Source organism: Pseudomonas sp. NPDC096950 (genome assembly GCF_044762525.1).
In the GTDB taxonomy this organism is placed as follows: Bacteria; Pseudomonadota; Gammaproteobacteria; order Pseudomonadales; family Pseudomonadaceae; genus Aquipseudomonas.
Genome location: NZ_JBIWEL010000039.1, coordinates 14,602 through 38,068, shown reverse-complemented (window position 1 = coordinate 38,068; position 23,467 = coordinate 14,602). Strand labels below are relative to the sequence as shown.

Genomic DNA, 23,467 nt, shown 5'->3' with positions numbered 1-23,467 from the left:
ACCAACGATAACCTGATGGAACTGGAAGTGATGGCTGATTCCTTCCGCCGCTCCTCGGCTACTCGTATCACTGCTGTTATTCCTTACTTTGGTTATGCCCTACAGGATCGCCGTACGCGATACGCACGTGTGGCTATCAGCGCGAAAGTCGTCGCTGACATGCTTACCGTAGTCGGCATCGACCGTGTTCTCACGGTTGATCTGCATGCTGACCAAATCCAGGGTTTCTTCGATATTCCGGTAGATAACATCTACGGCTCCCCGGTATTGGTGGATGACATTGAAGATCAGCGCTTCGAAAACCTGATGATCGTGTCCCCGGACATTGGCGGCGTCGTGCGTGCACGTGCTGTTGCCAAATCCCTGGGCGTAGATCTCGGGATCATCGACAAACGCCGTGAGAAAGCCAATCACTCTGAAGTGATGCATATCATCGGTGATGTCGAAGGGCGTACCTGTATTCTGGTCGATGACATGGTCGATACCGCCGGCACACTGTGCCACGCGGCCAAGGCCCTGAAAGAGCATGGCGCTGCCAAGGTTTTCGCCTACTGCACACACCCTGTGCTGTCCGGTCGGGCGATCGAAAACATTGAAAATTCCATGCTGGACGAACTGGTGGTGACTAACACCATCCCGTTGTCCGCTGCTGCTCAAGCCTGTTCGCGTATCCGTCAACTGGATATCGCGCCGGTAGTTGCCGAGGCGGTCCGCCGCATCAGCAATGAAGAATCGATCAGCGCGATGTTCCGCTAAGGGCCCTGCCCTTCTCGAATGTCTCGTTGACGAAAGCGCCCCGCCCCGGCATTCCTGTCGGGGCGGGGCTTTTTTGCCCATATCGCCTTTAGCGCTGGTCGCAACCGCTGGGGCGAATGTGGTTATTTTGGAGATACAACATGAACGATTTTACTCTGAATGCTGAAGTGCGTTCCGACCTGGGGAAAGGTGCGAGCCGCCGCCTGCGTCGTCTCGCAAGCCTGGTACCAGCTGTAGTTTACGGTGGCGAAAAAGCCCCTGAATCCATCAGCATGCTGGCTAAAGAAGTTGCCAAACTGCTCGAAAACGAAGCGGCTTACAGCCACATCATCGAGCTGAACGTTGGTGGCACCAAGCAGAACGTAATCATCAAAGCTCTGCAACGTCACCCGGCTAAAGGTCACGTGCTGCACGCTGACTTCGTACGCGTAGTAGCTGGTCAGAAACTGACCGCTGTTGTGCCTGTACACTTCATTGGTGAAGAAGCTCCGATCAAGAAAGGCGGCGAAGTTTCGCACGTTGTTTCGGAAATCGAAGTGACCTGCCTGCCGAAAGACCTGCCTGAATTCATCGAAGTCGACCTGGCTAACGCCGAAATCGGTTCGATCATTCACTTGTCCGACCTCAAAGCCCCTAAAGGCGTTGAGTTTGTTGCTCTGGCACACGGTGATGACAAGGCTGTTGCCAACGTCCACGCTCCACGTGTTGCTCCAGAAGCTACCGAAGAAGGCGCAGCAGAGTAATTTCACTCTGTTCGCCGGAGTGACCGGAAACATCGCGGACTAGAGCGTAGCGAGAAAGCGGGCGAGAACGCGGAGTTTACATAATGGTAAATGAGCACTTGTCGTCCACTTTTGCCGCACTCCCTGATTGCGGCGATGTTATCCACCACTCCAAGGAAGGGCCCCTATCGTGACTGCCATCAAACTGATCGTTGGCCTGGGAAATCCAGGCGCTGAATACGAACAGACCCGGCATAACGCAGGGGCCCTTTTTGTTGAGCGCATCGCGAACGCACAAGGCGTAAACCTTGTGGCGGACCGCAAATATTTCGGCCTGACCGGGCGCTATTCGCACCAGGGTCAGGATGTTCGTCTGCTGATTCCCACCACGTACATGAACCGCAGCGGCCAGGCCGTGGCGGCACTCGCTGGTTTCTTCCGCATCAAGCCTGAAGAAATCCTGGTGGCGCATGACGAACTCGACCTGCCTCCGGGCGTTGCCAAGCTCAAACAGGGCGGCGGCCATGGCGGTCACAACGGGTTGCGCGACATCATCGCGCAACTGGGCAATCAGAATACCTTCTACCGCTTGCGGCTTGGCATTGGCCACCCGGGCGTAGCCAGTATGGTTTCAAATTTCGTCCTGGGTCGTGCGCCACGCGCCGAACAGGAAAAACTCGATGCCAGCATCGACTTTGCCCTCGGCGTGCTGCCGGATATCCTCGCCGGGGAATGGAACCGCGCGATGAAAATCCTGCACAGCCAGAAGGCCTGACTCTTATCCGAGGGGAAACACCATGGGATTCAATTGCGGCATCGTCGGCCTGCCTAACGTCGGCAAGTCCACCCTGTTCAACGCCCTGACCAAATCCGGGATCGCGGCCGAGAACTTCCCCTTCTGCACCATCGAGCCGAACACCGGTATCGTGCCGATGCCGGATCCGCGTCTGGAAGCCCTGGCAGCCATCGTCAATCCAAAGCGCATCCTGCCGACCACCATGGAATTCGTCGACATCGCGGGCCTGGTTGCCGGCGCGTCGAAAGGTGAAGGCCTGGGCAACAAGTTCCTGGCCAACATCCGTGAAACCGATGCCATCGCCCACGTGGTCCGCTGCTTCGAAGACGAGAACGTGATTCACGTCTCCAACAGCGTCGACCCGAAACGCGACATCGAAATCATCGACCTGGAACTGATCTTCGCCGACCTCGACAGCTGCGAGAAGCAACTGCAGAAAGTCGCTCGCAACGCCAAGGGTGGCGACAAGGACGCCGTGGTCCAGAAAGGCCTGCTGGAGCAATTGATCGCTCACTTCACCCTCGGCAAGCCAGCTCGCACCCTGATGAAGAACATGGGCGTCGACGATAAAGCTGTGATTCGTGGCTTCCATCTGCTGACCACCAAGCCGGTCATGTACATCGCTAACGTCGCTGAAGACGGTTTCGAGAACAACCCGCTGCTGGACATCGTCAAGGCCATCGCCGAAGAAGAAGGCGCCATGGTGGTTCCGGTCTGCAACAAGATCGAAGCCGAAATCGCCGAGCTGGAAGATGGCGAAGAGAAAGACATGTTCCTCGAAGCCCTGGGCCTGGAAGAACCTGGTCTGAACCGCGTGATCCGCGCTGGCTACGAGATGCTGCACTTGCAGACCTACTTCACCGCCGGTGTCGAAGAAGTCCGCGCCTGGACCGTCCGCGTCGGTGCCACCGCACCGCAAGCCGCTGGCGTGATCCACACCGACTTCGAAAAAGGCTTCATCCGCGCCGAAGTCATCGCCTACGACGACTTCATCCAGTACAAGGGCGAAGCCGGTACCAAAGAAGCCGGTAAATGGCGTCTGGAAGGCAAGGACTACATCGTCAAAGACGGCGACGTGATGCACTTCCGTTTCAACGTGTAAAACATCTGCGCAAGAAAAAGCCGCGTCCAGACGCGGCTTTTTTGTGCCTGAAAGATTTATCCGCCACACCACAGAACCTGTGTGGGAGCGGGCTTGCTCGCGAAGGCGGTGTGTCAGTCGACATCTCTGTTGAATGACATACCGCATTCGCGAGCAAGCCCGCTCCCACAGGGGGAATAGTGTTGGGTCAGGCCTTTTTGGTTCTCGGCAGGAAGATCGCCAACACGCCAAACAACGGCAAGAACGAACACAGGAAGTACACGTACTCGATGCCGTGAACATCCGCCAGATGCCCCAGCAGCGCCGCGCCAATCCCGCCGAAACCAAACATCAAGCCGAAGAACACCCCGGCAATCATCCCGACGTTACCCGGCACCAATTCCTGCGCATACACCACGATGGCGGAAAACGCCGAGGCCAGGATGAAGCCGATCACCACGCTGAGGATGCTGGTCCAGAACAGATCGACATGCGGCAGGATCAGGGTGAACGGCGCAACGCCGAGGATCGAGAACCAGATCACCGCCTTACGCCCGATCTTGTCGCCAATCGGCCCGCCGAAGAATGTACCCGCCGCCACCGCGCCCAGGAACAGGAACAAATGCAGCTGCGAACTGGCCACCGACAGGTCGAACTTCTCGATCAGGTAGAAGGTGAAGTAACTGGTGAAACTGGCCATGTAGAAATACTTGGAGAACACCAGCAACCCGAGCACCACCAGCGCGCTGATCACCCGTTGTTTCGACAAGCCATGAGTCGCCGCCTGGCCTTGCTTGAGCTTGAACAGGCTCAAGTGGTTGGCGTACCAACGGCTGATGCGGTAGAGCACGAACAACGCAAACACCGCGAACAACCCGAACCACGCCACGTGGCCCTGGCCATACGGAATGATGATCGCTGCCGCCAGCAATGGACCGAACGCCGACCCCGCATTACCACCGACCTGGAAGGTCGATTGCGCCAGGCCGAAACGCCCGCCCGAAGCCAGTCGCGCCACGCGAGAAGCTTCCGGGTGAAAGGTCGAGGAACCGATGCCGATCAATCCCGCCGCCAGCAAAATCATCGGGAAGTTACCGACCACCGACATCATCAGAATGCCGATCAGCGTGCAGACAGTGCCGGCCGGCAGTAACCACGGTTTTGGATGGCGATCGGTGTAGTAACCGACCCACGGCTGCAGCAGGGAAGCTGTGAGTTGGAATGTCAGGGTGATCAGGCCGACCTGGGTAAAGGTCAGGCCATAGTTGGCCTTGAGCATCGGATAAATCGACGGCAACACTGACTGAATCAAGTCATTGATCAAGTGCGCCAGCGCTACGGCGCCGATGATGCGCATGACCAAAGGGCTGCTTTGCGGAGTCGCGGATGCCGGCGTAGCGCCGGTCTGGGCATTGCTGATAGCCATGAGAATTTCCGTACAACAGAGGGTGCACACGGGCAGGTGCGTCAATGTGCCATTTTTCAGTGCAGCAGCGCCATCCCCTTAGCCTGCTAACGACCTCGACGTTCATCGAAGAGTGGGTGATAGCGCAACGCCATGGTCTGAATCTTGCCTTGTTTATCCTCTTCAACGCGGCCCCCTTACAAAGGGGATCGAGAATGGGAAGTTTCGCTACAGAGTCGGCCTACAGAGCTGGCGAGGGTGAACTTTCGAGGCCTTTTAAAAGGGCACAAGTCGCGGTCGCAACGATCACGACGCACGCTAATAGTGCGTGGTGTCCAGAGGAGTCATGGGGCATGCAGGCTTTTTTATCACCGGGGATCGGACTGCTGGGGCGTTTTGGCTTCGCACGCAAATTTCAGCTGTTATTTCTGCTGTTTATCCTGCCGCTGGCCGGCAGCCTGTTGATGATCGGGCAGGACTATCGCGACAAGCTGCAACTGATTTCCGGCGAACGTGCCGGGGTTCGTCAACTGCTGGCCCTGGATGCGCTCGACAACCTGCTCGCCGCCCAACGTGACCGCGCGGCCCGCTGGCGCGCCACCGAAACCAATCGCCAGCCGACGCCGGCCACGATCGCCGCCATGGGCGCGTTCGACGCCGTGCAGCCCGCCGTCGCCCAAGCCACTACGGACCTGGGCAATGCCTTGAAAACCGAAGGCGCCGAGGGTGAAACCCTGACCCGCTATCAAGCCCTGCAAGCCGCCCTCAACAGCCTGGATTCGAAAAGCCTGAGCAGCGTCGGTTGGTGGCCGGACGGTTACGATCGCTTCACCAATGCCCTGAGCGCCCTGCAAGCCTTGCGCGAACAAATCGTCATGGACAATCGCCTGACCCTGGCGCCGTGGCTGGAAACCTATTTGCTGACGCAGATATCCACGCAGCATGCGCCGGACCTGATTGAACGGGTCGGCCGGCTCGCGGCGGTTGGCCAGGCGTCGGTGGTGTCGGGTCAGTTCACCCTGCAAAGCCGCCTGCAACTGCGCGATCTGCGCAGTCGCATCGGTGATGCCCGGGAGCAACTGGTGAAAACCGCCAGCCTGCTGGAAGCACGCCTGCCCAGCGCCTTGCAGGCCTGGGCCGGGCAGTACCATGACAGCCTCAAGCACCTCGATTCGACCTTGAAAGTGCTGGACGACGGCGTCTTCGGCGGCAGCATCAACCTCAAGCCGGAAGATTTCGAACGCAACCTCGACTCACTGCTCATCGATCTCGCCTCTTTGCGCCAGCAATCGCTTGTGTCACTGGATCAACGCCTGGACTACTACCACAGCTCGGCCATCCGCCAGTTCATCCTGGTGGCGACGATCTTTGGTTGCCTGTTGCTGGCCGCGCTGTATCTGTTTGTGTGCTTGCAGGCTTCGATCCGTCGTAGCGCCAGCGGCATCACCGTGCTGGCCGAAGCGTTGCGCGACGGTAACCTGAGCCTGCAAGTGCCGGTGCAGGGTCGCGATGAGCTGGCGGCGATCAGCACCGCGCTCAACGTCGCGGTGGTGCAACTGCGCAACAGTTTGCTCGGGGTCGATCACGAGACGTTGCAACTGAGCAATGCCGTGCGCACGCTCAACGATCATTCCAGCGGCGCATTGGGCGAAGTCGAGGCCCAACAAATCCAGATCAGCCAGATCGCCGCCGCGGCCACGCAATTGGCCGCCACTTCTCAAGGGGTAGCCCAGAGCTGCGAACAGGCGTCCGGCAGCGCTCAGCACACTCAGCGTATCGCCGCCGACAGCAGCCGTGACAGCCAACGCACCACGGCGAGCATTCAGCAGCTCAATCAACGGCTCAACGACACCGCTGCGGCATTGGGCCGGGTCAGTGAGCAAGGGCAACAGATTCAATTGGTGGTCGACACCATTCGTGGCGTCGCCGAGCAGACCAACCTGCTGGCGCTCAACGCCGCCATCGAGGCCGCGCGTGCGGGTGAACAAGGTCGCGGCTTCGCGGTGGTGGCCGATGAGGTGCGCAGTCTGTCCCAGCGCACGCAGTCGTCCACCGCGCAAATCGCCGGCACCGTCGACAGCTTGCGCAACACGGTGAATGAAGCGGTAAGCCTGATGGAAGCCGCTTGTGGCCAGGCTCAGTCTGACGCCCAAGCCGTCACGGGCCTGGGCGAACGCCTGGGGGAAATCGCCAGCGCGGTGCAGAGCGTCACCGACACCTTGGCGCAAATCGCCACTGCTGTTGAAGAACAAGCGAGCACGGCCGATGAGGTCAGCGGCAATATCCAGCAGGTCGATCAGGCCGCCGTCAGATTGCTGGAAGGCGCGCGGGCCGTGAACCTTGCGGCAGACACCTTGAGCCAGGGCAGCAAGGCCTTGAGTGCGAATACCGGGAGATTTCAGCTGCGTTGACGCCCTGCCCCGCCCTGTTTTTTCGGGCCAGGACGATAACCGGTTGAAAGTGTGGAGAAATATTTTAAATTTACGCTTGACGCATCTTCGTTCCAGGTGAATAATGCGCGCCACTTGGCTACATAGCTCAGTTGGTTAGAGCATAGCATTCATAATGCTGGGGTCCGGGGTTCAAGTCCCTGTGTAGCCACCAAGTACTAAAAACGGCTTACCGAAAGGTAGGCCGTTTTTTTATGCCTCGAGAAAAGTGCCTGCCATCGTCAGGCCCGCATCGTCGATAACGCCGACAAGCCCCGCTCCCAAATCTGCCAAGTGCGCAGCCAGACCATGGCCTGCCAGTCGCTGTCGGCTGGGAAGAACTGCTCAAGCAGATTCAGTTTGATCCCGCGCCCCACCGCATCGCTTGGGTTGCCGTGCAGATGCAGCCAGTGGTCATCGCGCAAATGACGATGAACGTCCGGCCCCGGATAGGTCCCGCACTCGATCACAAACGGCATCAGCCGCACCTGCGGCAACGCATTGAGCAACGCCTGCGAGGTATAACCGGTTGCCGTTGCCGCCACTCCAGTTTCACTCGTGGTGTTGGCGCCAGTGTGCAAGGTGTAAAGCCATGGGCCGTAAATGGCCTGGGCATCTTCCAGCGCCGGGTAAGCCGCTTCGGTAATGGTCAGCAGCATCGGATGACCGTACTCCCCTGCCCCGGTGTGCAGGTCGAAGCACATCGCGACCTCGGCACGGGCCACGTGGTTTTGCATGATCTGGTGCAACGTGCGGTTCGACCAACTCGGCGCGAGTCCACCATAGAACAAACCATCGGGGTGACTGTGCTGGCCGCCCTCGACAATTGACATCACCGCCGGCCAGCCGTGCTCCTTGATCTGCGCATCGAGCAAGGCATCGGCGCGATCACGCTCGGGGCCGTGCAACTCAGAGCTTGCATAGATTTCATGCAGCATCGCGTAGGCCTGGTTGTCCGGCAGCGGACGCTGGAAATCCAGGTGATTGCGGTTGAGGTCGATGTTGTCTTCATTGACCCGACGCAACCACGCCGTGCCCCACGGGTTGATCAAGTGGATCATTACCACCGCGACATCCGCCGGCAGCGAACGCCTGCTCAAATCCTGCAACCATTTGATCTGGCATCCAGAGCCGTAGAAGCCTTCGACCCCGTGGGTGCCGCTCAACGCAATCAGCAGACGCTTGGCCGTCGGATCACCGAGCACCGCCACATCGGTACTCAACGATTCACCGAACGGGCCTTTGAGAGGATGCGGATATTCAGTCAACGTCGCGCCGGCAGCGGTGGCCGCCGCGAGGAATTGTTCACGTTGCCCACGGTAACTTGGCTGGGTAGGAAACTCGCTGTGCATGTCTGCCTCTTGTTGGTTTTCTGGCCGTCCTGATGTTCTCGACCCTACAGAAAATCCGCCGATTCATGAAGGACAAAAGTGCCTTGGCCGTAGGACGCAGTTTGCGTCGCACCCTGTCGGCCGATAAAGTCCCCCGAACCTTTTTTCCCACGGACGGAGTGCCCCACGTGTTTTCAGCCTTCCACTTGAGCCGCTATCGCCTGTCAGCCCTGTCGCTGATCGCCGCCGCACTGACCCTCGCCGCGTGCAACGCGCCACCTACGTCGACCTTGCCCGTCGCGCCGGAAGCCGCCACCGGTTTCCGCACGGACCTGCAAACCCGCCACGCTGCGAAACACATGGCGGCTGCGGCCAATCCGCTGGCGGCCGCAGCCGGGCGGGAGATGCTGCGTCAGGGTGGTTCGGCCATCGATGCGGCCATTGCGATGCAAGCCGTGTTGACCCTGGTGGAACCGCAATCGTCAGGCATCGGCGGCGGCGCGTTGATCGTGTTGTGGGACGGCAAGGCTGTGCGTACTTATGACGGCCGAGAGACCGCTCCGTCCGGCGCCACCGAGAAACTTTTCCTGCAAGCCGACGGCACACCGATGCCGTTCACCCAGGCGCAGATTGGTGGTCGCTCAGTCGGCACGCCGGGTGTGTTGCGAGCGCTTGAGTTGGCGCATCAGAAACACGGTCGCCTGCCATGGGCGACGCTGTTCGAGCCGGCGATCAAACTCGCGGAGCAAGGCTTTGCGATCTCGCCGCGTTTGCATCTGCTGATTGCTTCGGACTCGTCCCTTCGGCGTTCGCCGGACATGGTGGCGTATTTTCTGAATGCTGACGGCAGCCCGAAAGCCGTCGGCACACAACTGAAGAACCCGGCACTGGCCGCTGTATTGAAACGCATCGCCAAGGAAGGTCCCGACGCGCTGTACAAAGGCCCGGTTGCCGAAGAAATCGTCGCCAAGGTCCAGGGCCATAAAAACCCTGGCAGCCTGTCGTTGAATGACCTTCAGGCTTACAAGGCCAAGGAGCGTGCGCCGTTGTGCACCGACTACAAACGCTGGCAGGTCTGCGGCATGCCGCCACCGTCGTCGGGCGGGATTGCCGTGGCGCAGATCCTCGGCACCTTGCAAGCCCTGGAAACCCGCGACCCTCGCTTCGCCTTGGCGCCACTCAAACCGCTCAAGACCAATAAGCCGGCCGGCATCGAACCGGCGCCCGAAGCCGTGCACCTGATTTCCGAAGCCGAACGCCTGGCCTACGCCGATCGCGCGCAATACGTGGCCGACACCGACTTCGTGCCGGTGCCGGTCAAAGGCCTGGTGGACCCGACTTATCTCGCCAGCCGCGCCGCCCTGATCGGTGATCGCAGCATGGGCACCGCCAAACCCGGGACACCGCCGGGCATTCAAGTCGCCTACGCGCCGGACCGTTCGCCGCTGCGCATTTCCACCTCGCAAGTGGTCGCCGTCGATGACGAAGGCGGCGCCGTCTCGATGACCACCACCGTCGAGTCCGCGTTCGGCTCGCACCTGATGGTTCAGGGCTTCCTGCTCAACAACCAGATGACTGACTTCTCGTTCATCCCCGAAGAAAAAGGCCAGAAAGTCGCCAACCGCGTCGAACCCGGCAAACGCCCGCGCTCGTCCATGGCGCCGACCCTGATCTTCGATCGCCAGAGCGGCGAATTCGTGGCCACCGTCGGTTCCCCCGGCGGCTCGCAAATCATCGAATACGTCGCCAAATCCACCATCGGCCTGCTCGACTGGAACCTCGACCCACAAGCCGCCATCAGCCTGCCCAACTTCGGCAGCCGCAATGGCCCGACCGAACTGGAACAAGGACAATTCAGCCCGGCGCTGATTCAGGCGCTGAAGGACAAAGGGCATGCGGTGAACGAAATCGACATGACCAGCGGGACCCAGGCGATTGTTCGGGTCAAGGATGCATCAGGGAAAGCGTCGTTGGCGGGCGGAGCGGATCCGCGGCGTGAGGGGGAGGCGTTGGGGGATTGAGTCTGTGGGAGCGGCGGTGCGACGATTCGACTTGCTCGCGAAGCAGGCAACGCGGTGTTTTCAGTAGAACCGCGTTATCGTTCTTCGCGAGCAAGTCGAATCGTCGCACCGCCGCTCCCACTTCAATCTGAGCTGTACTTGAAATCGATGTATCAGGCTGGCACACCCAAAATAATATGCGAAGCCTTGATCACGGCCGTCGCACTTACACCCGGCGCCAGTCCCAACTCTGCAACGGCTTCGCGGGTGACGATCGAGTAAACCTCGCTGCCGCCATCCAGCTTTATAACCACTTCAGCATTCACCGCGCCATCCGTCACGCTGGTGACTTTGCCTTCCAGGCAGTTACGCGCCGAGAGGCGGATGTCGCTGGATTCGGTCATCAGCATCACCCACGGTGCCTTCACCAGTGCGACCGCTTCCTTGCCGACCGCCAGGCCAAGGCTCTTCACGCTTTCCATGGTCACCACCGCCACCAACTCATTACCGCCGGCCAGTTTCAGGGACACTTCGGCGTTGACGGCGCCAGGTTGCAGTTTGCTGATGGTGCCCTTGAAGACGTTACGTGCGCTGACTTTCATGATGTTGTTGCCTCTGTTAGTAATTTTTGTATACAACTTTGCACATCATTCGGGATAACGCTGTGCTGCGCAACTACGCGCTGACATACACCCACGCTTCAATTCCGGATTGCAGGACCACGCTGACGCGCTTGTAGTCCGAGACTTCATAGCTGTCGGCGGCGGCCAGTTCTTCGGGCGTGATCTGGAACACCATGCCGGGAATCGGCGCACTGCTTTCGCTGCCAGGGCGCAGAATCGGATGGTGGGTCTTGCCACTGGTGGCCAACACATCAGGGTCGGTAATTTCCACCCAGGATTGCTCATACCCTGGCATCGCATCGGCGCTGCCGCTGAGTTCGCGGCCGAAGTTGGCCAGTTGCACGGCTTTGTCCTGCAAGGTGCCGTAGGAAAACAGGTAAACAGTTGCAGCCGTCATCGATAAATCCTTGATTGAATAGTTACACGCGGCCTAGCGGCTGATTTTCAACGCTTGCCGTGCTTGATGCTTTTCCAGTGCCAGGTCGATCAAGCGGCTGACCAGCTCGCTATAGGTCATGCCGGTGGCCTGCCACAATTTTGGGTACATGCTGATGCGGGTGAAACCGGGCAGTGAGTTGATCTCGTTGATCAACACTTCGCCACCGTCGGTGAGGAACACATCGACCCGCGCCAGCCCGGAACAACCCAACACCTGAAAGGCTTCAACGGCCAAGGCACGAATGCGCTCGCTCGCCTCGACGCTGATGTGGGCCGGCACCACCACTTCGGCGGCCTGGTCGTCGATGTATTTGCTGTCGTAGGAATAGAACCCGCTGCGCACCACGATCTCGCCACACCCACTGGCGATCGGCTGATCATTGCCGAGCACCGCGCATTCAATCTCGCGACCGCTGACGGCGGATTCGATCAGGACTTTTTCGTCGAAGCCCAAGGCCAGCTCAACCGCCGCCACGTATTCAGCTTCGTCGGTCACTTTGCTCACGCCCACGGAGGAACCCTGGTTCGCCGGCTTGACGAACAACGGCAGGCCGAGCTTGCCCTGCACGTCGGCGAACCCGGTGCGCGCGGCGCTGGCGCGGTTCAGCGTCACGAACGGCGTGACCGCAATCCCGGCGTCACGCAGCAGGCGCTTGCTGATGTCCTTGTCCATGCACACCGCAGAACCCAGCACATCGGAACCGACGAACGGCAAATCCGCCATGCGCAGCAAGCCTTGCAGGCAGCCGTCTTCGCCGAGGGTGCCGTGGACAATCGGGAAGATTACATCGACGTGACCCAGCAGTTCCTGGCTCGAGGTTTCGACCAATTGCTGACTGGCCTTGCCCGGCACCACCGCCAGTTCGCGATTGGATTGATTGAGGGCGATCAGCGCCGGGTTTTCCTGATTGAGCAGGAAGTTCGAGGGATCGTTGAGGTGCCAGTGGCCTTGCTTGTCGATGCCGATCAGCACCGGTTCAAAGCGTGAACGATCCAGTGCATCGACGATATTTTTCGCCGATTGCAGCGACACTTCATGCTCTGCCGAACGGCCCCCGAAAATAATCCCAACCCGCAGCTTGCTCATTGCCTGGCCTCATAGTGAACGTGGTGTTTCATACCACGGCAGCGCGGCTGAGTTAAAGACTGAAACTTCATGCGGTCTCGACCAGTCATTGCTAATGCGCAGCACGCACCTGCGCCCCGCCAAGCAGAGGCCGCCCTTGAACGCTCCGACCGATCGTCGCAACACCCTCTCCCTGGACGGGCTCAACTTCTTTCTCGCCGACGTGCGCGACGGACTCGGGCCGTACCTGGCGATTTATTTGCTGGCGGTGCATCACTGGGACCCGGCGAGTATCGGCCTGGTGATGACGGTTGCCGGGATCGCCGCGCTGCTGACCCAGACCCCGGCCGGCGCTTTGATCGACCGAACCCGGCGCAAACGCGGGGTGATCATCGTCGCGGCGCTGCTGGTGACGGTGAGCTGTTTGCTGTTGCCGTTCATTAGTTCATTCACGCTGGTGGCGCTGACCCAGGCCTTGAGCGCCGTTGCAGCGTCGGTGTTCGCCCCGGCCATTTCCGCCATTTCATTGGGCATCACCGGGCCCCGAGCCTTTACCCGCCGTACCGGGCGCAACGAAACGTTCAACCACGCCGGCAATGCCGTCGCGGCGCTGCTGGCCGGGGGATTTGCGTATTTGTTCGGCCCGGTGGCGGTGTTTTACCTGATGGCCGTGATGGCGCTGGCCAGTGTGATTGCCATCAGCTTCATCGCGCCACACGCCATCGATCACGACGTGGCCCGAGGCTTCGACCCGCAAGGCCCGGCCCACGGCGAACAGCCCTCGGGGCTGAATGTGCTGCTGCACAACCGACCGTTGCTGGTATTCGCTATTTGTTGTGGGCTGTTTCATCTGGCGAACGCGGCAATGCTGCCGCTGGTGAGTCAGAAATTGTCCCTGGTGAACCTGCAAATGGCCACGCCGCTGACGTCGGCGTGCATTGTCGCCGCGCAATTGGTGATGGTGCCGGTGGCGCTGCTGGTGGGCTGGAAGGCCGATGTCTGGGGACGCAAACCGTTGCTGCTGGCCGGTTTCCTGATCCTGCCATTGCGCGGGGTGCTTTATACGTTGTCAGATGATCCGTATTGGCTGGTGGCAGTGCAGTTGCTCGACGGCGTCGGGGCCGGGATCTTCGGCGCCTTGTTCCCGGTGGTGATCAAGGACCTGACCCAAGGCACCGGACGCTTCAATGTGAGCCTGGGTGCGCTGTCGACGGTGTTCGGGCTGGGCGCCGCACTGAGTAACGGCTTGGCCGGGCTGGTGGTTCAGTGGGCCGGTTACAGCGCGGCATTCCTGACGCTGGCGGCAGTGGCGGCGACAGCGCTGGTGTTACTCATGGTGGCCATGCCGGAGACATTGAAGCGCGCGCCCACCGCTGCCGATCAACCTGTGGCCACGGCGCTGACCTGATCAGCGATTCGCCACCAGATGCGCACCAAACAGCAGGTAGCAACTGCCGGCAAAGCGGTCCAGCCACTTTCTCGAACGCTCATAAGCCCCCGCGACCCGGCGACTGGCAAACAGCAGCGCCACGCTGCAATACCAACTGAATGACAGGCTCGCCATGGTCAGTACCGCCAGCGCCAGCAACATCGGTGGCGGCGAGGCCGGCATGGCCGTGGCGAAGATCGTCGCGACGAACAGCGCCGCTTTGGGGTTGGTCATATTGCCGACAAAGCCCCGGCCATAGGCCGACATCAGCGTGCGCCCCGCCCCGTCCAGCGAGTTGCCAACGCCGGGTTGCGTCGCCGGTTTGCGCTTGAACTGCTTCAACCCCAGATAGATCAGGTAACAGCCACCGGCAATCTTGAAGGTCAGATAGAGCGTCGGCGCCGCGCTGAACAGCGACTTGATGCCCAAACCACCGGCCAATCCCCACAAGACCGTGCCTGTTGCCACGCCCAGCGCAGCCACGACGCCATGTCGTCGGGAGCAACTGGCTGCCAATTGCGCGGTGTTGAAGAAGTTCGGGCCCGGCGTCACCACCGCCACCGTCCACAACAGGGCCAGGGACAATAACGGCGCGGCATAACCCAATGAGGTCGGTTCCATGGGACAAAGCGCCTTCTTGGCATCAGAGATGCCTCGTACCTTGCAACATTTACTGGCAATTTTCTACTCGTCGCGATGACCCCTTCCGTCGGCAGACAACGCTTTGTCACTGGGTTAACGTGTTCAGCATCGAGCCCAAGACAAACGGCACCATGACCAAGCACCCGCCACTCAGCGACTGGTTCCATCGCGCGCCCAATATCGGCGGGCTGGAGCGTATCGAGGCGTTTTTTGCCGGTCACGGCTACGACTTCCACCGTCACGACACCTACGCCATCGGTCGCACCCTGGCCGGGGTGCAGAGTTTTCAGTACCGCGGCGCCTGGCGCCACAGTCTTCCGGGCGGAACACTGGTGCTGCACCCGGACGAAGTCCACGACGGCGAGGCCGGCACCGACAGCGGCTTCCACTACCGAATGATGTACATCGAGCCGGCGCTGATCCAGCAGATTCTCGGCGGTCAGCCGCTACCCTTCATCAAGACCGGCCTGTCCACCGATCCACGTTTGTTCGCCGCCACCGATGTGCTGATGCGAAGTCTGGATGACCCACTCGATCCACTGGAAGAACAGGACGCACTGTTCGATCTGGCCCACGCATTAAGCGCCGTATCCGGCACACCCGACAAACGCCAGCGCTTCGACTATGTGGCGGCGGAACGCGCCCGGGAATTCATGCATAGCGCGCTGGATCGCACTGTGACCCTGGACGAACTGGCGCACCACAGCGGTCGGGATCGCTGGAGCCTGTCCCGGGATTTCCGTCTATTGTTTGGCACCAGCCCTTATCGCTACCTGACCATGCGCCGCCTCGACCTGGTCCGGGCGCTGTTGATTCAGGGCCAGTCGCTGGTCAGCGCCGCGCTGATCGCCGGCTTCACTGATCAAAGCCACATGACTCGCCAGTTCAGCAAAACCTACGGCCTCTCACCGGCCCGCTGGATGAAAATGCACCGGCGCTGAGTCACGCACAATCGTTCAAGAATCGCCTCGATGCGCTGGTTATCGTGGGGCCGGAATCACTCTGGAGAACCACCTGATGAACACGTTCCAAAGCCTCAACTTCCTGCAGAAAATCGACCTGATCGACCAACACTGGTCACCCCGGGTCATCGCCGAAATGAACGACTACCAATTCAAAGTGGTGAAGCTGCTGGGGGATTTCATCTGGCACGATCACCTGGACACCGACGAAACCTTCATCGTCCTGGAGGGGCAATTGCGTATCGATTTTCGCGATGGTCATGTGTTGATTTCAGCCGGTGAAATGTACGTCGTGCCCAAAGGCATCGAGCACAAACCGTCTGCGGAACAGGAAGTGAAACTGCTGCTGATCGAACCCCGAGGCGTGATCAACACCGGCAGCGAGGGCGGCGAGCGCACGGCGGTGAATGATCTGTGGATTTGAATTGAACACATCCCCCCTGTGGGAGCGGGCTTGCTCGCGAATGCGGTTGAACATTCAACATCAATGCCGACTGATACACCGCTTTCGCCAGCAAGCCCGCTCCCACAGATTCTGCGTCTTCAGGCTTACTCAACCAGATTCTTGCCGTCCACCGGATCGCCGATCTTCAGGAAATGCCCACCGGCGACGTGGTGCAAAGTGCGTAGCGCGTCATGCCTTTCGAAGTGCCAGCGGCCGTCGCTGAATACACGCTCATCTGCCTGGGCGGCAATCACCTCGGCCAGGAACAGGTCGTATTGCTGATGATTGTGCGGCTCTGGCAACAACCGGCATTCCAGCCAGGCGACACAACCTTCCAGCATCGGCGCATCGATCAACTCGCCGCTGAAGGTCTGTAAATCATAGGTCTGGAATTTGTCCTGGCCTTGGTCCTGAGTCAGCGCCAAGCCGGACGTCGAGCCGACGGTTTGCACGATATCGGCCTGGGCGACGCAAGGCACGTTCACTACAAACGTGCCCGAGGCTTCCAGCAGTTGTCGGGTCCAGGTGGCCTTGTCCAAAACCACGGCGATTTTCGGCGGTTCGAAATCCAGCGGCATGGCCCAGGCCGCAGCCATGATGTTGCGCTGGCCGTCGTGGGCGGCGCTGACCAGCACGGTCGGCCCGTGATTGAGCAGGCGATACGCCTTGGACAACGGAACCGGACGACGGTGGGAAACGGTCATGGATGTCTGCTCCAGGGAAAACGCCGATTGTAGCGGCAACCGCGAATCAGGCCATTACGAAGTACGTGGTGTTGTAACGAAAAAGATCGCAGCCTTCGCCAGTTCCTACAGGGTTCGATATTCCCCTGTAGGAGCTGCCGAAGGCTGCGATCTTTTTGCGTTTACTGCTATTTAAGCCTGCGAATCAAGTCGCCAGTTGATTGGCAAACTGCCCCACCGCGTTCACCACTTTCTGCGCGCCGTCCTGAATCTCGACGATCACCGTGCCCGCCTCCGCCGCCAATGCCAGCCCTTGTTCGGCCTGGAGCTTGCCGTCGGTCATCAGGCTCACGGCTTTGCGCGCCATGTCCTGGTTCTGGCGTACCACGCCGACAATTTCATCCGTCGCCTGGCTGGTGCGCGACGCCAATTGCCGCACTTCGTCCGCCACCACCGCAAAACCCCGACCCTGTTCGCCGGCCCGCGCCGCTTCAATCGCTGCGTTGAGCGCCAACAGGTTGGTCTGTTCGGCAATGCCGCTGATGGTCTTGACGATGGTGCCGATCACCAGCGACTGCTCGTTCAGGGCTTCGATGCCTTCGCCGGCGGTTTGCATATGTTTGGCCAGGTCGCGCATCACGTTCACGGCCTGAGTCACCACCGCTGTACCGCGCTGGGCACTGTTATCGGTTTGCAGGGACGTGCTATAGGCGATGTTGGCCGCCTCGGCCACCGCTTGTTCCTGATTGACCTGATCGGTAATCACCGTGGCGAACTTCACCACTTTGTAGAGTTTGTTGTTGGCATCGACCACCGGGTTGTAGGACGCCTCCAGCCAGACCGTACGACCGTGGCTGTCGACGCGTTTAAAGCGGTCCGCGACAAACTCGCCATTGTTCAGACGGCGCCAGAAGTTCTGGTGCTCGGCGCTGTTGTAATCCTCCGGCGCACAAAAGGTGCGGTGATGTTTGCCCTGAATCTGCGCCAGGCTGTAACCCATGCCGTTGAGGAAACGCTCGTTGGCGCTCAGCACATTGCCATTCAGGTCGAACTCGATCACCGCCGTCGAACGCACCAACGCACCGATCAGGTTTTCGTGCTCGCGAGACGCTTCGATGGTGCGGGTCAGGTCGCTGGAATAAATCGAGAAATGCTTGATGCGACCGTCCGCCGAGCGCACCGGTTGCAAAATCGACCGCAACCACGCTTCGGCGCCATTGCCGCGCAACAAACGCACGGTGCCAGCGAAATGCTCGCCACGGGTCAGCGCGGTTTTGAAACGTTGGTGGAATTCGTCGGATTTCACATGAGCCGGCACGATGTCTTCGATGTGCCGCCCGATCAGGTCGTTGCCCTTGTAGAGCATCTCGCCGAGGAAATTCTGATTGACCGATTGAACCCGCCCATCGGCATCAAGGGTCAGGACCAGCATCTCGCTTTCCAGGCTGTCCTTCACTTGCAGGAGGCTGGAGAGTTCTTCGCGAAGAGCGGACAGCTCCTGCTTCAAGCGTTTATTGAACATGGGAAAGCACCGATGGACAGGGATAGAAAGCGGTATGCAGCCTAGCCATCGGCCTTGAGCATATTTTCTGAAGAGTGTTTTAGGGTTGTCCTACAAAAATAATGGCTACGTGACACTAACTCGGTTGCTCCTTCGTGGACCCGTTACAAAACCCCAGCGCTCTACCTCGGCCACTTCAGGTATCCTCCAACTAAATTGCAACAACATGTTGCAACGGTATCTGCCCGTTAAGGAGTCCCGTTTTGGAGTTATCGACTGCTGCCTGGATGGTTCACGACACCCGTTTGATCCTTTGCGTCCTGCTGGCGATTGCCACGATTATCGTGCTGATCAGCGCCACCAAGCTTCCGCCCTTTCTGTCGATCCTGATCGGCACGTTCATTGCCGGTGTCGGCGCCGGTTTGCCGCCTGAAGAGGTCGCCAAGGCATTCAGCAAAGGCGCCGGGGCGATTCTCGGTGAGGCGGGGATCATCATTGCCCTGGGTTCGATGCTCGGTGCGTTGATGGCCGAATCCGGTGCCGCGGATCGCATCGCCTCGACTTTGCTCGGGTTGGGTAAAGGCAAGTCATTACCGTGGGTGATGGCGCTGGTGGCGATGGTGATTGGCCTGCCGCTGTTCTTCGAAGTGGGCCTGGTGATGATGGTGCCGATCATCTTCGTCATGGCGCGCCGTTCGGGTCAGCCGTTGCTCAAGATCGCGATTCCGGCGCTGGCCGGGATGACCACGTTGCACGCCTTGATGCCGCCGCATCCCGGGCCGCTGATTGCGGTCAGCGCGTTGCACGCCGACCTCGGGCTGACCATGTTGCTGGGTTTCAGCATCGCGATTCCGGCGGTGATCCTGGCCGGTCCGATCTATGGCAACTGGCTGTCGAAACGCATGCACGTCGACGAGCCGGCGGAACTCGGCGCTTTGTTCAGCGCCCCGCCCAAGGCCCCGCGCCAGCCGAGCTTCGGTATTTCGCTGCTGATTATTCTGTTGCCGGTGTTGCTGATGCTCGGCAGCACGCTGGCGAAAGTCGCCATGAGCCCGGAAAGCACCGCTGCCCTGACCCTGAAGTTCCTCGGCGAACCGCTGGTGGCGCTGGGCATTGCGGTGATGGCAGCAGTGATTTGCCTCGGCTGGGCCAACGGCATGCCCCGTGAACACGTCGGCGGCACGTTGCGCAAAAGCCTGGCACCGATTGCGGTGTTGCTGCTGACCATCGGTGCGGGCGGTGGCTTGAAACAGACGCTGCTCGATGCCGGCATCAGCCAGACCATCAGCAAAGTCGCCGAAGGCGCGCATATGCCGTACTTGCTGCTGGCCTGGCTGATTGCCGTGGCGTTGCGCCAGGCTACCGGTTCGGCGACGGTGGCGACGACCACCACCGCGGGCATTCTGGCGCCGATGATGGCGGGACTGGCGGCGACGCAAAGCTCATTGGTGGCATTGGCGATTGGCGCGGGCTCGGTGTTTTTCTGCCACGTGAACGATGCCGGGTTCTGGATGGTGCGCGAGTACTTTGGCTTGCAGCTCAAGCAGACGATCTGGGTCTGGTCGATCCTGCAAACCATCGTGTCGGTGGTGGGGTTGGTGGGGACGTTGTTGTGGTGGCATTGGTTGACGTGATGGCCGCCCCGTCCCCCGGATAGCTACAGACAGGGCGCCACGGACCGGCTCCCGACATGGGGCATGCGCGCGCCGAAATACGCCGCGCTGCTCACGCCCACCGCGCCCATCACCGCGCAGAAAATCACGCAGATCCATGGGCTCCACGGCATCAGACCGATCAGCAACAGCGGTGTGATACTCGCCCACGCCGCGTAGGCAATGTTGTAGGTGAAGGAAATCCCCGAGACGCGAATCCGCGCCGGGAACAGGTTGACCATCACCGACGGCACCGCGCCGACCACGCCGCAACTGAGGCCGGCCACTGCGTAGGCCAGGCCGATCCAGCTACCGCCGATGATCAGGCAGGTATAAAGCACGCCGATGCCCAGTGGCAGCAACAAGCTGTAGAGCATCACTGTGCGCCAGGCGCCGATGCGGTCGACCAGCAAACCGGCGAGCACGCAACCGATGTTCAGGAACACGATGCCCAAGGCGCTCAGGGCGAAAGTGTGGCTGGCGGTCATGCCGAAGGTTTTCTGCATCATGGTCGGGGTGATGACCACGAAGACCACCACCGCCGAAGTCAGCACGCAGGTAAGGATCATCGCCGGCAACATGGCCAGGCGATGTTCCCGCAGCACGGTGCGCAGCGGCAGTTCGGCCGTCGCATCGCGGCGTGCCTGCATCGCCATGAACACCGGGGTTTCGCTGAGCCAGCGGCGCAACCAGACACCGATCACACCAAACACGCCGCCCAGCAGGAACGGATAGCGCCAGGCGTAATCGAGAATTTCTGCCGGGGTGAAGGCCTGGGCCAGAAAGGTCGCGGTCAGCGCGCCGATCAAATAGCCAAACGTCAGTCCAGCCTGGAGGAAACCCAGCGCGTAACCGCGATGACCGGCCGGCGCATGCTCGGCGACGAACACCCAGGCACTCGGCACTTCACCGCCCACCGCCGCGCCTTGGAGGATTCGTAGCGCCAATAGCAGCAACGGTGCGAAATATCCGATCTGCGCGTAGGTCGGCATGATGCCGATCAGTAGGCACGGCAGCGCCATCATCAAAATGCTCAGGCTGAAGACCTTCTTGCGCCCGAGTTTGTCGGCGAAATGCGCCATCAAGATCCCGCCCAGCGGCCGCGCCAGGTAACCGGTGACGAAGATCCCGAAACTTTGCAGCAAGCGCAGCCATTCGGGCATTTCCGGCGGAAAGAACAGCTGGCTGAGGGTCAGGGCGAAAAATACGAAAATAATGAAATCGTAGATTTCCAGCGCCCCGCCGAGGGCCGCAAGACCCAGGGTCTTGTAGTCCGAACGGGTGAACGGCGCTGGGCGCGTATCGGTATTGGCAGTCATGAAAAGAACTCTGGCATAGGCAAAAACCAAGGCGCCCATGGTCTACGCAAAATCGGTGACGGACAACCCGTTAGACCAAAGTCCTAAACCAGTAAAACTTCGTCACAAAAAACAGTCGATTGATTTAATGTTGGCACCTGACCAGACGGGCCTTCAGGGCCCGGAACATCACAATAATCATAAAAATCCGAGGTAGTCCCGTGGCCGCTGATATCGACGATAGCCGCTATGCCCGCTTTGCCCTGCGCTGTTCAAGTTTTGCCGAACGCTGGTTCCCTGATTCCTGGGTGTTCGCGGCCCTGGCGGTGATCATCGTTGCTCTGGCAACCATGGCCATGGGCGCCAAGCCCACCGACGCGGCCATGGCGTTCGGTGACGGGTTCTGGAGTCTGATTCCGTTCACCATGCAAATGGCGTTCGTGGTGATTGGCGGTTATGTAGTCGCCAGTTCGCCGCCAGCGGTGAAGCTGATCGATCGCCTGGCGCGGATCCCGAAAAACGGCCGCTCCGCCGTGGCCTGGGTCGCGTTGATTTCCATGGTCGCGTCGCTGCTGAACTGGGGTCTGTCGCTGGTATTCGGCGGATTGCTGGTACGCGCACTCGCCCGCCGCACCGATCTGAAAATGGATTACCGCGCTGCCGGTGCTGCCGCTTATCTGGGCCTGGGCGCCGTTTGGGCGCTGGGCCTGTCGTCATCCGCCGCGCAATTGCAGGCCAACCCGGCCAGTCTGCCGCCGTCGATCCTGTCGATTACCGGCGTCATCCCGTTCACTCAAACGATCTTCCTCTGGCAGTCCGGCGTGCTGTTGCTGGCGCTGATCGTGGTCTCGCTGATCATCGCCTACGCCACCGCCCCCGGCCCGAACTCCGCCCGTGATGCCAAGGCCTGCGGCATCGACCCGAGTTTCAACCTGCCGCCACTGCAACCGCGCACCCGTCCCGGCGAATGGCTGGAACACAGTCCGTTGCTGACGATTCTGCTGGTGTTGTTGGCCGGCGGCTGGCTGTTCCATGAGTTCTCGACCAAACCGGCGATCAGCGCGATTTCCGGGTTGAACACCTACAACTTCCTGTTCCTGATGCTCGGCGCCCTGCTGCACTGGCGCCCGCGCAGCTTCCTCGATGCCGTGGCCCGGGCAGTGCCGACCACCACCGGCGTGCTGATCCAGTTCCCGTTGTACGGCTCGATCGCGGCACTGATGACCACCGTCAAAGGCACCGACGCCCAGACCCTGGCCCACCACATCTCGACCTTTTTCGTACAGATCGCGTCCCACGACACCTACGCGCTATTGATGGGTGTGTACTCGGCGATTCTCGGCTTCTTTATCCCGTCCGGCGGCGGCAAATGGATCATCGAAGCGCCGTACGTGATGCAAGTGGCCACCGACCTGAACTACCACTTGGGCTGGGCCGTGCAGATCTACAACGCCGCCGAAGCCCTGCCGAACCTGATCAACCCGTTCTACATGCTGCCGCTGCTGGGCGTACTGGGATTGAAGGCGCGGGACTTGATCGGGTTCTCGTTCGTGCAGTTGCTGGTGCACACGCCGCTGGTGTTGTTCCTGCTGTGGGCGCTGGGGACGACGCTGGTTTATACGGTGCCGGTGATGCCTTAAACGAGTGGACTGCACTTGCTTAGAAGAAACGAGTGCAGTCGGGTTGGCTGCTTAGCCTGATATGCGCTGATTAGATTTTCGGTCATATCGGGCGAGCCTGGTTAAGGACTTGCCGACGGAGCTTCAATGGAAGGTCTTGCGGCGTCCGCAGGTCAACACTTACGCCCAGTAACTCCTCTAGCTCTTCCTGAAGTCCGCCCAAGTCAAAAAGTGTGGCACCAGGCAATGCATCGACTAACAGATCAAGGCCACTCCCATCTTTATCTGTTCCGAACATTACCGAGCCAAAGACGCGGGGATTGGAAGTGTGGGACCTGCGAACAACCTCGAGGACGGCTACACGTTGAAGATCCAAAGCAATTGAGGGCTTCATGACTCACCTTGACCAAATCGGTATCGCGCTTAGCCTAACAGTGCTCGTGAAGGCTAAAAGTCGCACACCGTTACAAGATGAGTACTGATCCCCACGGTTTCCTACACAGTTCCAGCCAATCGAAACTCTCGTGTAACCTCCCCGTCACATCGCGCTGCTAGCGTCCCGCCGAAACACATTGCAACAATTTCGTGA

General features: G+C 60.1%; 20 protein-coding genes, 1 tRNA gene and 2 pseudogenes. 12 read left to right on the top strand and 11 right to left on the bottom strand.

The genetic code is table 11. The features are described from left to right. The 4 genes from ACIQY3_RS33210 to ychF form a co-directional block, all read left to right on the top strand. The coding region (locus ACIQY3_RS33210; RefSeq protein ID WP_403028688.1) for a ribose-phosphate pyrophosphokinase at positions 1-756 on the top strand (756 nt) is incomplete at its 5' end. A gap of 140 nt (positions 757-896) precedes the next feature. Further along, positions 897-1,499 (top strand): 50S ribosomal protein L25/general stress protein Ctc, encoded by a 603-nt coding sequence (locus ACIQY3_RS33205; protein ID WP_163911940.1) that lies wholly within the window; start codon positions 897-899, stop codon positions 1,497-1,499. Positions 1,500-1,668: 169 nt separating this feature from the next. After that, on the top strand, positions 1,669-2,253 hold the full coding sequence (gene pth / locus ACIQY3_RS33200) for an aminoacyl-tRNA hydrolase (protein ID WP_403028683.1): 585 nt from the start codon (positions 1,669-1,671) through the stop codon (positions 2,251-2,253). Positions 2,254-2,275: 22 nt separating this feature from the next. Further along, the gene (gene ychF, locus ACIQY3_RS33195; protein ID WP_403028680.1) at positions 2,276-3,376 is read left to right on the top strand and encodes a redox-regulated ATPase YchF; all 1,101 of its coding nucleotides are present in this window, start codon (positions 2,276-2,278) and stop codon (positions 3,374-3,376) included. Positions 3,377-3,563: 187 nt separating this feature from the next. On the opposite strand, the gene ACIQY3_RS33190 is transcribed toward ychF, so the two are convergent. Next, positions 3,564-4,781: an MFS transporter gene (locus ACIQY3_RS33190; RefSeq protein WP_403028677.1), complete on the bottom strand. Its 1,218-nt coding sequence runs from the start codon at positions 4,779-4,781 to the stop codon at positions 3,564-3,566. A 332-nt stretch (positions 4,782-5,113) separates the two neighbouring features. Between ACIQY3_RS33190 and ACIQY3_RS33185 the strand changes: the two genes are divergently transcribed. Beyond that, entirely contained in the window at positions 5,114-7,171 is a 2,058-nt protein-coding gene (locus tag ACIQY3_RS33185) for a methyl-accepting chemotaxis protein (RefSeq protein WP_403028674.1), read from the top strand. A 116-nt stretch (positions 7,172-7,287) separates the two neighbouring features. Next, a tRNA-Met gene (locus ACIQY3_RS33180) sits at positions 7,288-7,364 on the top strand. A 67-nt stretch (positions 7,365-7,431) separates the two neighbouring features. Here ACIQY3_RS33180 and ACIQY3_RS33175 read toward each other — a convergent pair. Next, positions 7,432-8,541 (bottom strand): DUF2817 domain-containing protein, encoded by a 1,110-nt coding sequence (locus ACIQY3_RS33175; RefSeq protein ID WP_403028672.1) that lies wholly within the window; start codon positions 8,539-8,541, stop codon positions 7,432-7,434. Positions 8,542-8,708: 167 nt separating this feature from the next. Between ACIQY3_RS33175 and ggt the strand changes: the two genes are divergently transcribed. After that, positions 8,709-10,541: a gamma-glutamyltransferase gene (gene ggt, locus ACIQY3_RS33170; RefSeq protein ID WP_403028694.1), complete on the top strand. Its 1,833-nt coding sequence runs from the start codon at positions 8,709-8,711 to the stop codon at positions 10,539-10,541. A gap of 152 nt (positions 10,542-10,693) precedes the next feature. On the opposite strand, the gene ACIQY3_RS33165 is transcribed toward ggt, so the two are convergent. The 3 genes from ACIQY3_RS33165 to ddlA all read right to left on the bottom strand — a co-directional run bounded on the left by ACIQY3_RS33165 (position 10,694) and on the right by ddlA (position 12,668). Next, a complete protein-coding gene (locus ACIQY3_RS33165; protein WP_403028669.1) occupies positions 10,694-11,122 on the bottom strand; it encodes a molybdopterin-binding protein in 429 nt (142 codons plus the stop codon). Positions 11,123-11,195: 73 nt separating this feature from the next. Beyond that, positions 11,196-11,540: a gamma-glutamylcyclotransferase family protein gene (locus tag ACIQY3_RS33160; RefSeq protein ID WP_403028667.1), complete on the bottom strand. Its 345-nt coding sequence runs from the start codon at positions 11,538-11,540 to the stop codon at positions 11,196-11,198. 33 nt (positions 11,541-11,573) lie between these two features. Then, a complete protein-coding gene (ddlA, locus tag ACIQY3_RS33155) occupies positions 11,574-12,668 on the bottom strand; it encodes a D-alanine--D-alanine ligase (RefSeq protein ID WP_403028664.1) in 1,095 nt (364 codons plus the stop codon). A 94-nt stretch (positions 12,669-12,762) separates the two neighbouring features. Between ddlA and ACIQY3_RS33150 the strand changes: the two genes are divergently transcribed. Then, on the top strand, positions 12,763-14,055 hold the full coding sequence (locus ACIQY3_RS33150; RefSeq protein ID WP_403028661.1) for an MFS transporter: 1,293 nt from the start codon (positions 12,763-12,765) through the stop codon (positions 14,053-14,055). Here ACIQY3_RS33150 and ACIQY3_RS33145 read toward each other — a convergent pair whose 3' ends face one another. Continuing rightward, on the bottom strand, positions 14,056-14,697 hold the full coding sequence (locus tag ACIQY3_RS33145; RefSeq protein ID WP_403028659.1) for a LysE family transporter: 642 nt from the start codon (positions 14,695-14,697) through the stop codon (positions 14,056-14,058). It lies immediately after the preceding gene. A 152-nt stretch (positions 14,698-14,849) separates the two neighbouring features. Between ACIQY3_RS33145 and ACIQY3_RS33140 the strand changes: the two genes are divergently transcribed. Both ACIQY3_RS33140 and ACIQY3_RS33135 read left to right on the top strand, forming a co-directional pair. Then, positions 14,850-15,659 (top strand): AraC family transcriptional regulator, encoded by an 810-nt coding sequence (locus ACIQY3_RS33140; protein ID WP_403028656.1) that lies wholly within the window; start codon positions 14,850-14,852, stop codon positions 15,657-15,659. 76 nt (positions 15,660-15,735) lie between these two features. After that, the gene (locus ACIQY3_RS33135; RefSeq protein ID WP_403028653.1) at positions 15,736-16,104 is read left to right on the top strand and encodes a cupin domain-containing protein; all 369 of its coding nucleotides are present in this window, start codon (positions 15,736-15,738) and stop codon (positions 16,102-16,104) included. Between the two features lie 125 nt (positions 16,105-16,229). Here the strand turns inward: ACIQY3_RS33135 and ACIQY3_RS33130 are convergent, their stop codons facing one another. The 3 genes and pseudogenes from ACIQY3_RS33130 to ACIQY3_RS33120 all read right to left on the bottom strand — a co-directional run. Next, entirely contained in the window at positions 16,230-16,829 is a 600-nt protein-coding gene (locus ACIQY3_RS33130) for a flavin reductase family protein (protein ID WP_403028650.1), read from the bottom strand. A gap of 184 nt (positions 16,830-17,013) precedes the next feature. After that, positions 17,014-17,445 (bottom strand): annotated as a pseudogene (locus ACIQY3_RS33125) (methyl-accepting chemotaxis protein); the annotation flags it as partial. Positions 17,446-17,601: 156 nt separating this feature from the next. After that, positions 17,602-18,240, bottom strand: a pseudogene (locus ACIQY3_RS33120) (PAS domain-containing protein); the annotation flags it as partial. Positions 18,241-18,572: 332 nt separating this feature from the next. Between ACIQY3_RS33120 and ACIQY3_RS33115 the strand changes: the two are divergent. After that, on the top strand, positions 18,573-19,943 hold the full coding sequence (locus ACIQY3_RS33115) for a gluconate:H+ symporter (protein ID WP_403028647.1): 1,371 nt from the start codon (positions 18,573-18,575) through the stop codon (positions 19,941-19,943). A 23-nt stretch (positions 19,944-19,966) separates the two neighbouring features. Here ACIQY3_RS33115 and ACIQY3_RS33110 read toward each other — a convergent pair whose 3' ends face one another. Further along, on the bottom strand, positions 19,967-21,280 hold the full coding sequence (locus ACIQY3_RS33110; RefSeq protein ID WP_290029552.1) for an MFS transporter: 1,314 nt from the start codon (positions 21,278-21,280) through the stop codon (positions 19,967-19,969). Positions 21,281-21,480: 200 nt separating this feature from the next. Between ACIQY3_RS33110 and ACIQY3_RS33105 the strand changes: the two genes are divergently transcribed. Next, positions 21,481-22,899, top strand: a complete 1,419-nt coding sequence (locus tag ACIQY3_RS33105) for a short-chain fatty acid transporter (RefSeq protein WP_403028643.1) — start codon at positions 21,481-21,483, stop codon at positions 22,897-22,899. Between the two features lie 82 nt (positions 22,900-22,981). On the opposite strand, the gene ACIQY3_RS33100 is transcribed toward ACIQY3_RS33105, so the two are convergent. Continuing rightward, entirely contained in the window at positions 22,982-23,272 is a 291-nt protein-coding gene (locus tag ACIQY3_RS33100) for a nucleotidyltransferase family protein (protein ID WP_403028641.1), read from the bottom strand. Between the last annotated feature and the right edge of the window lie 195 nt (positions 23,273-23,467).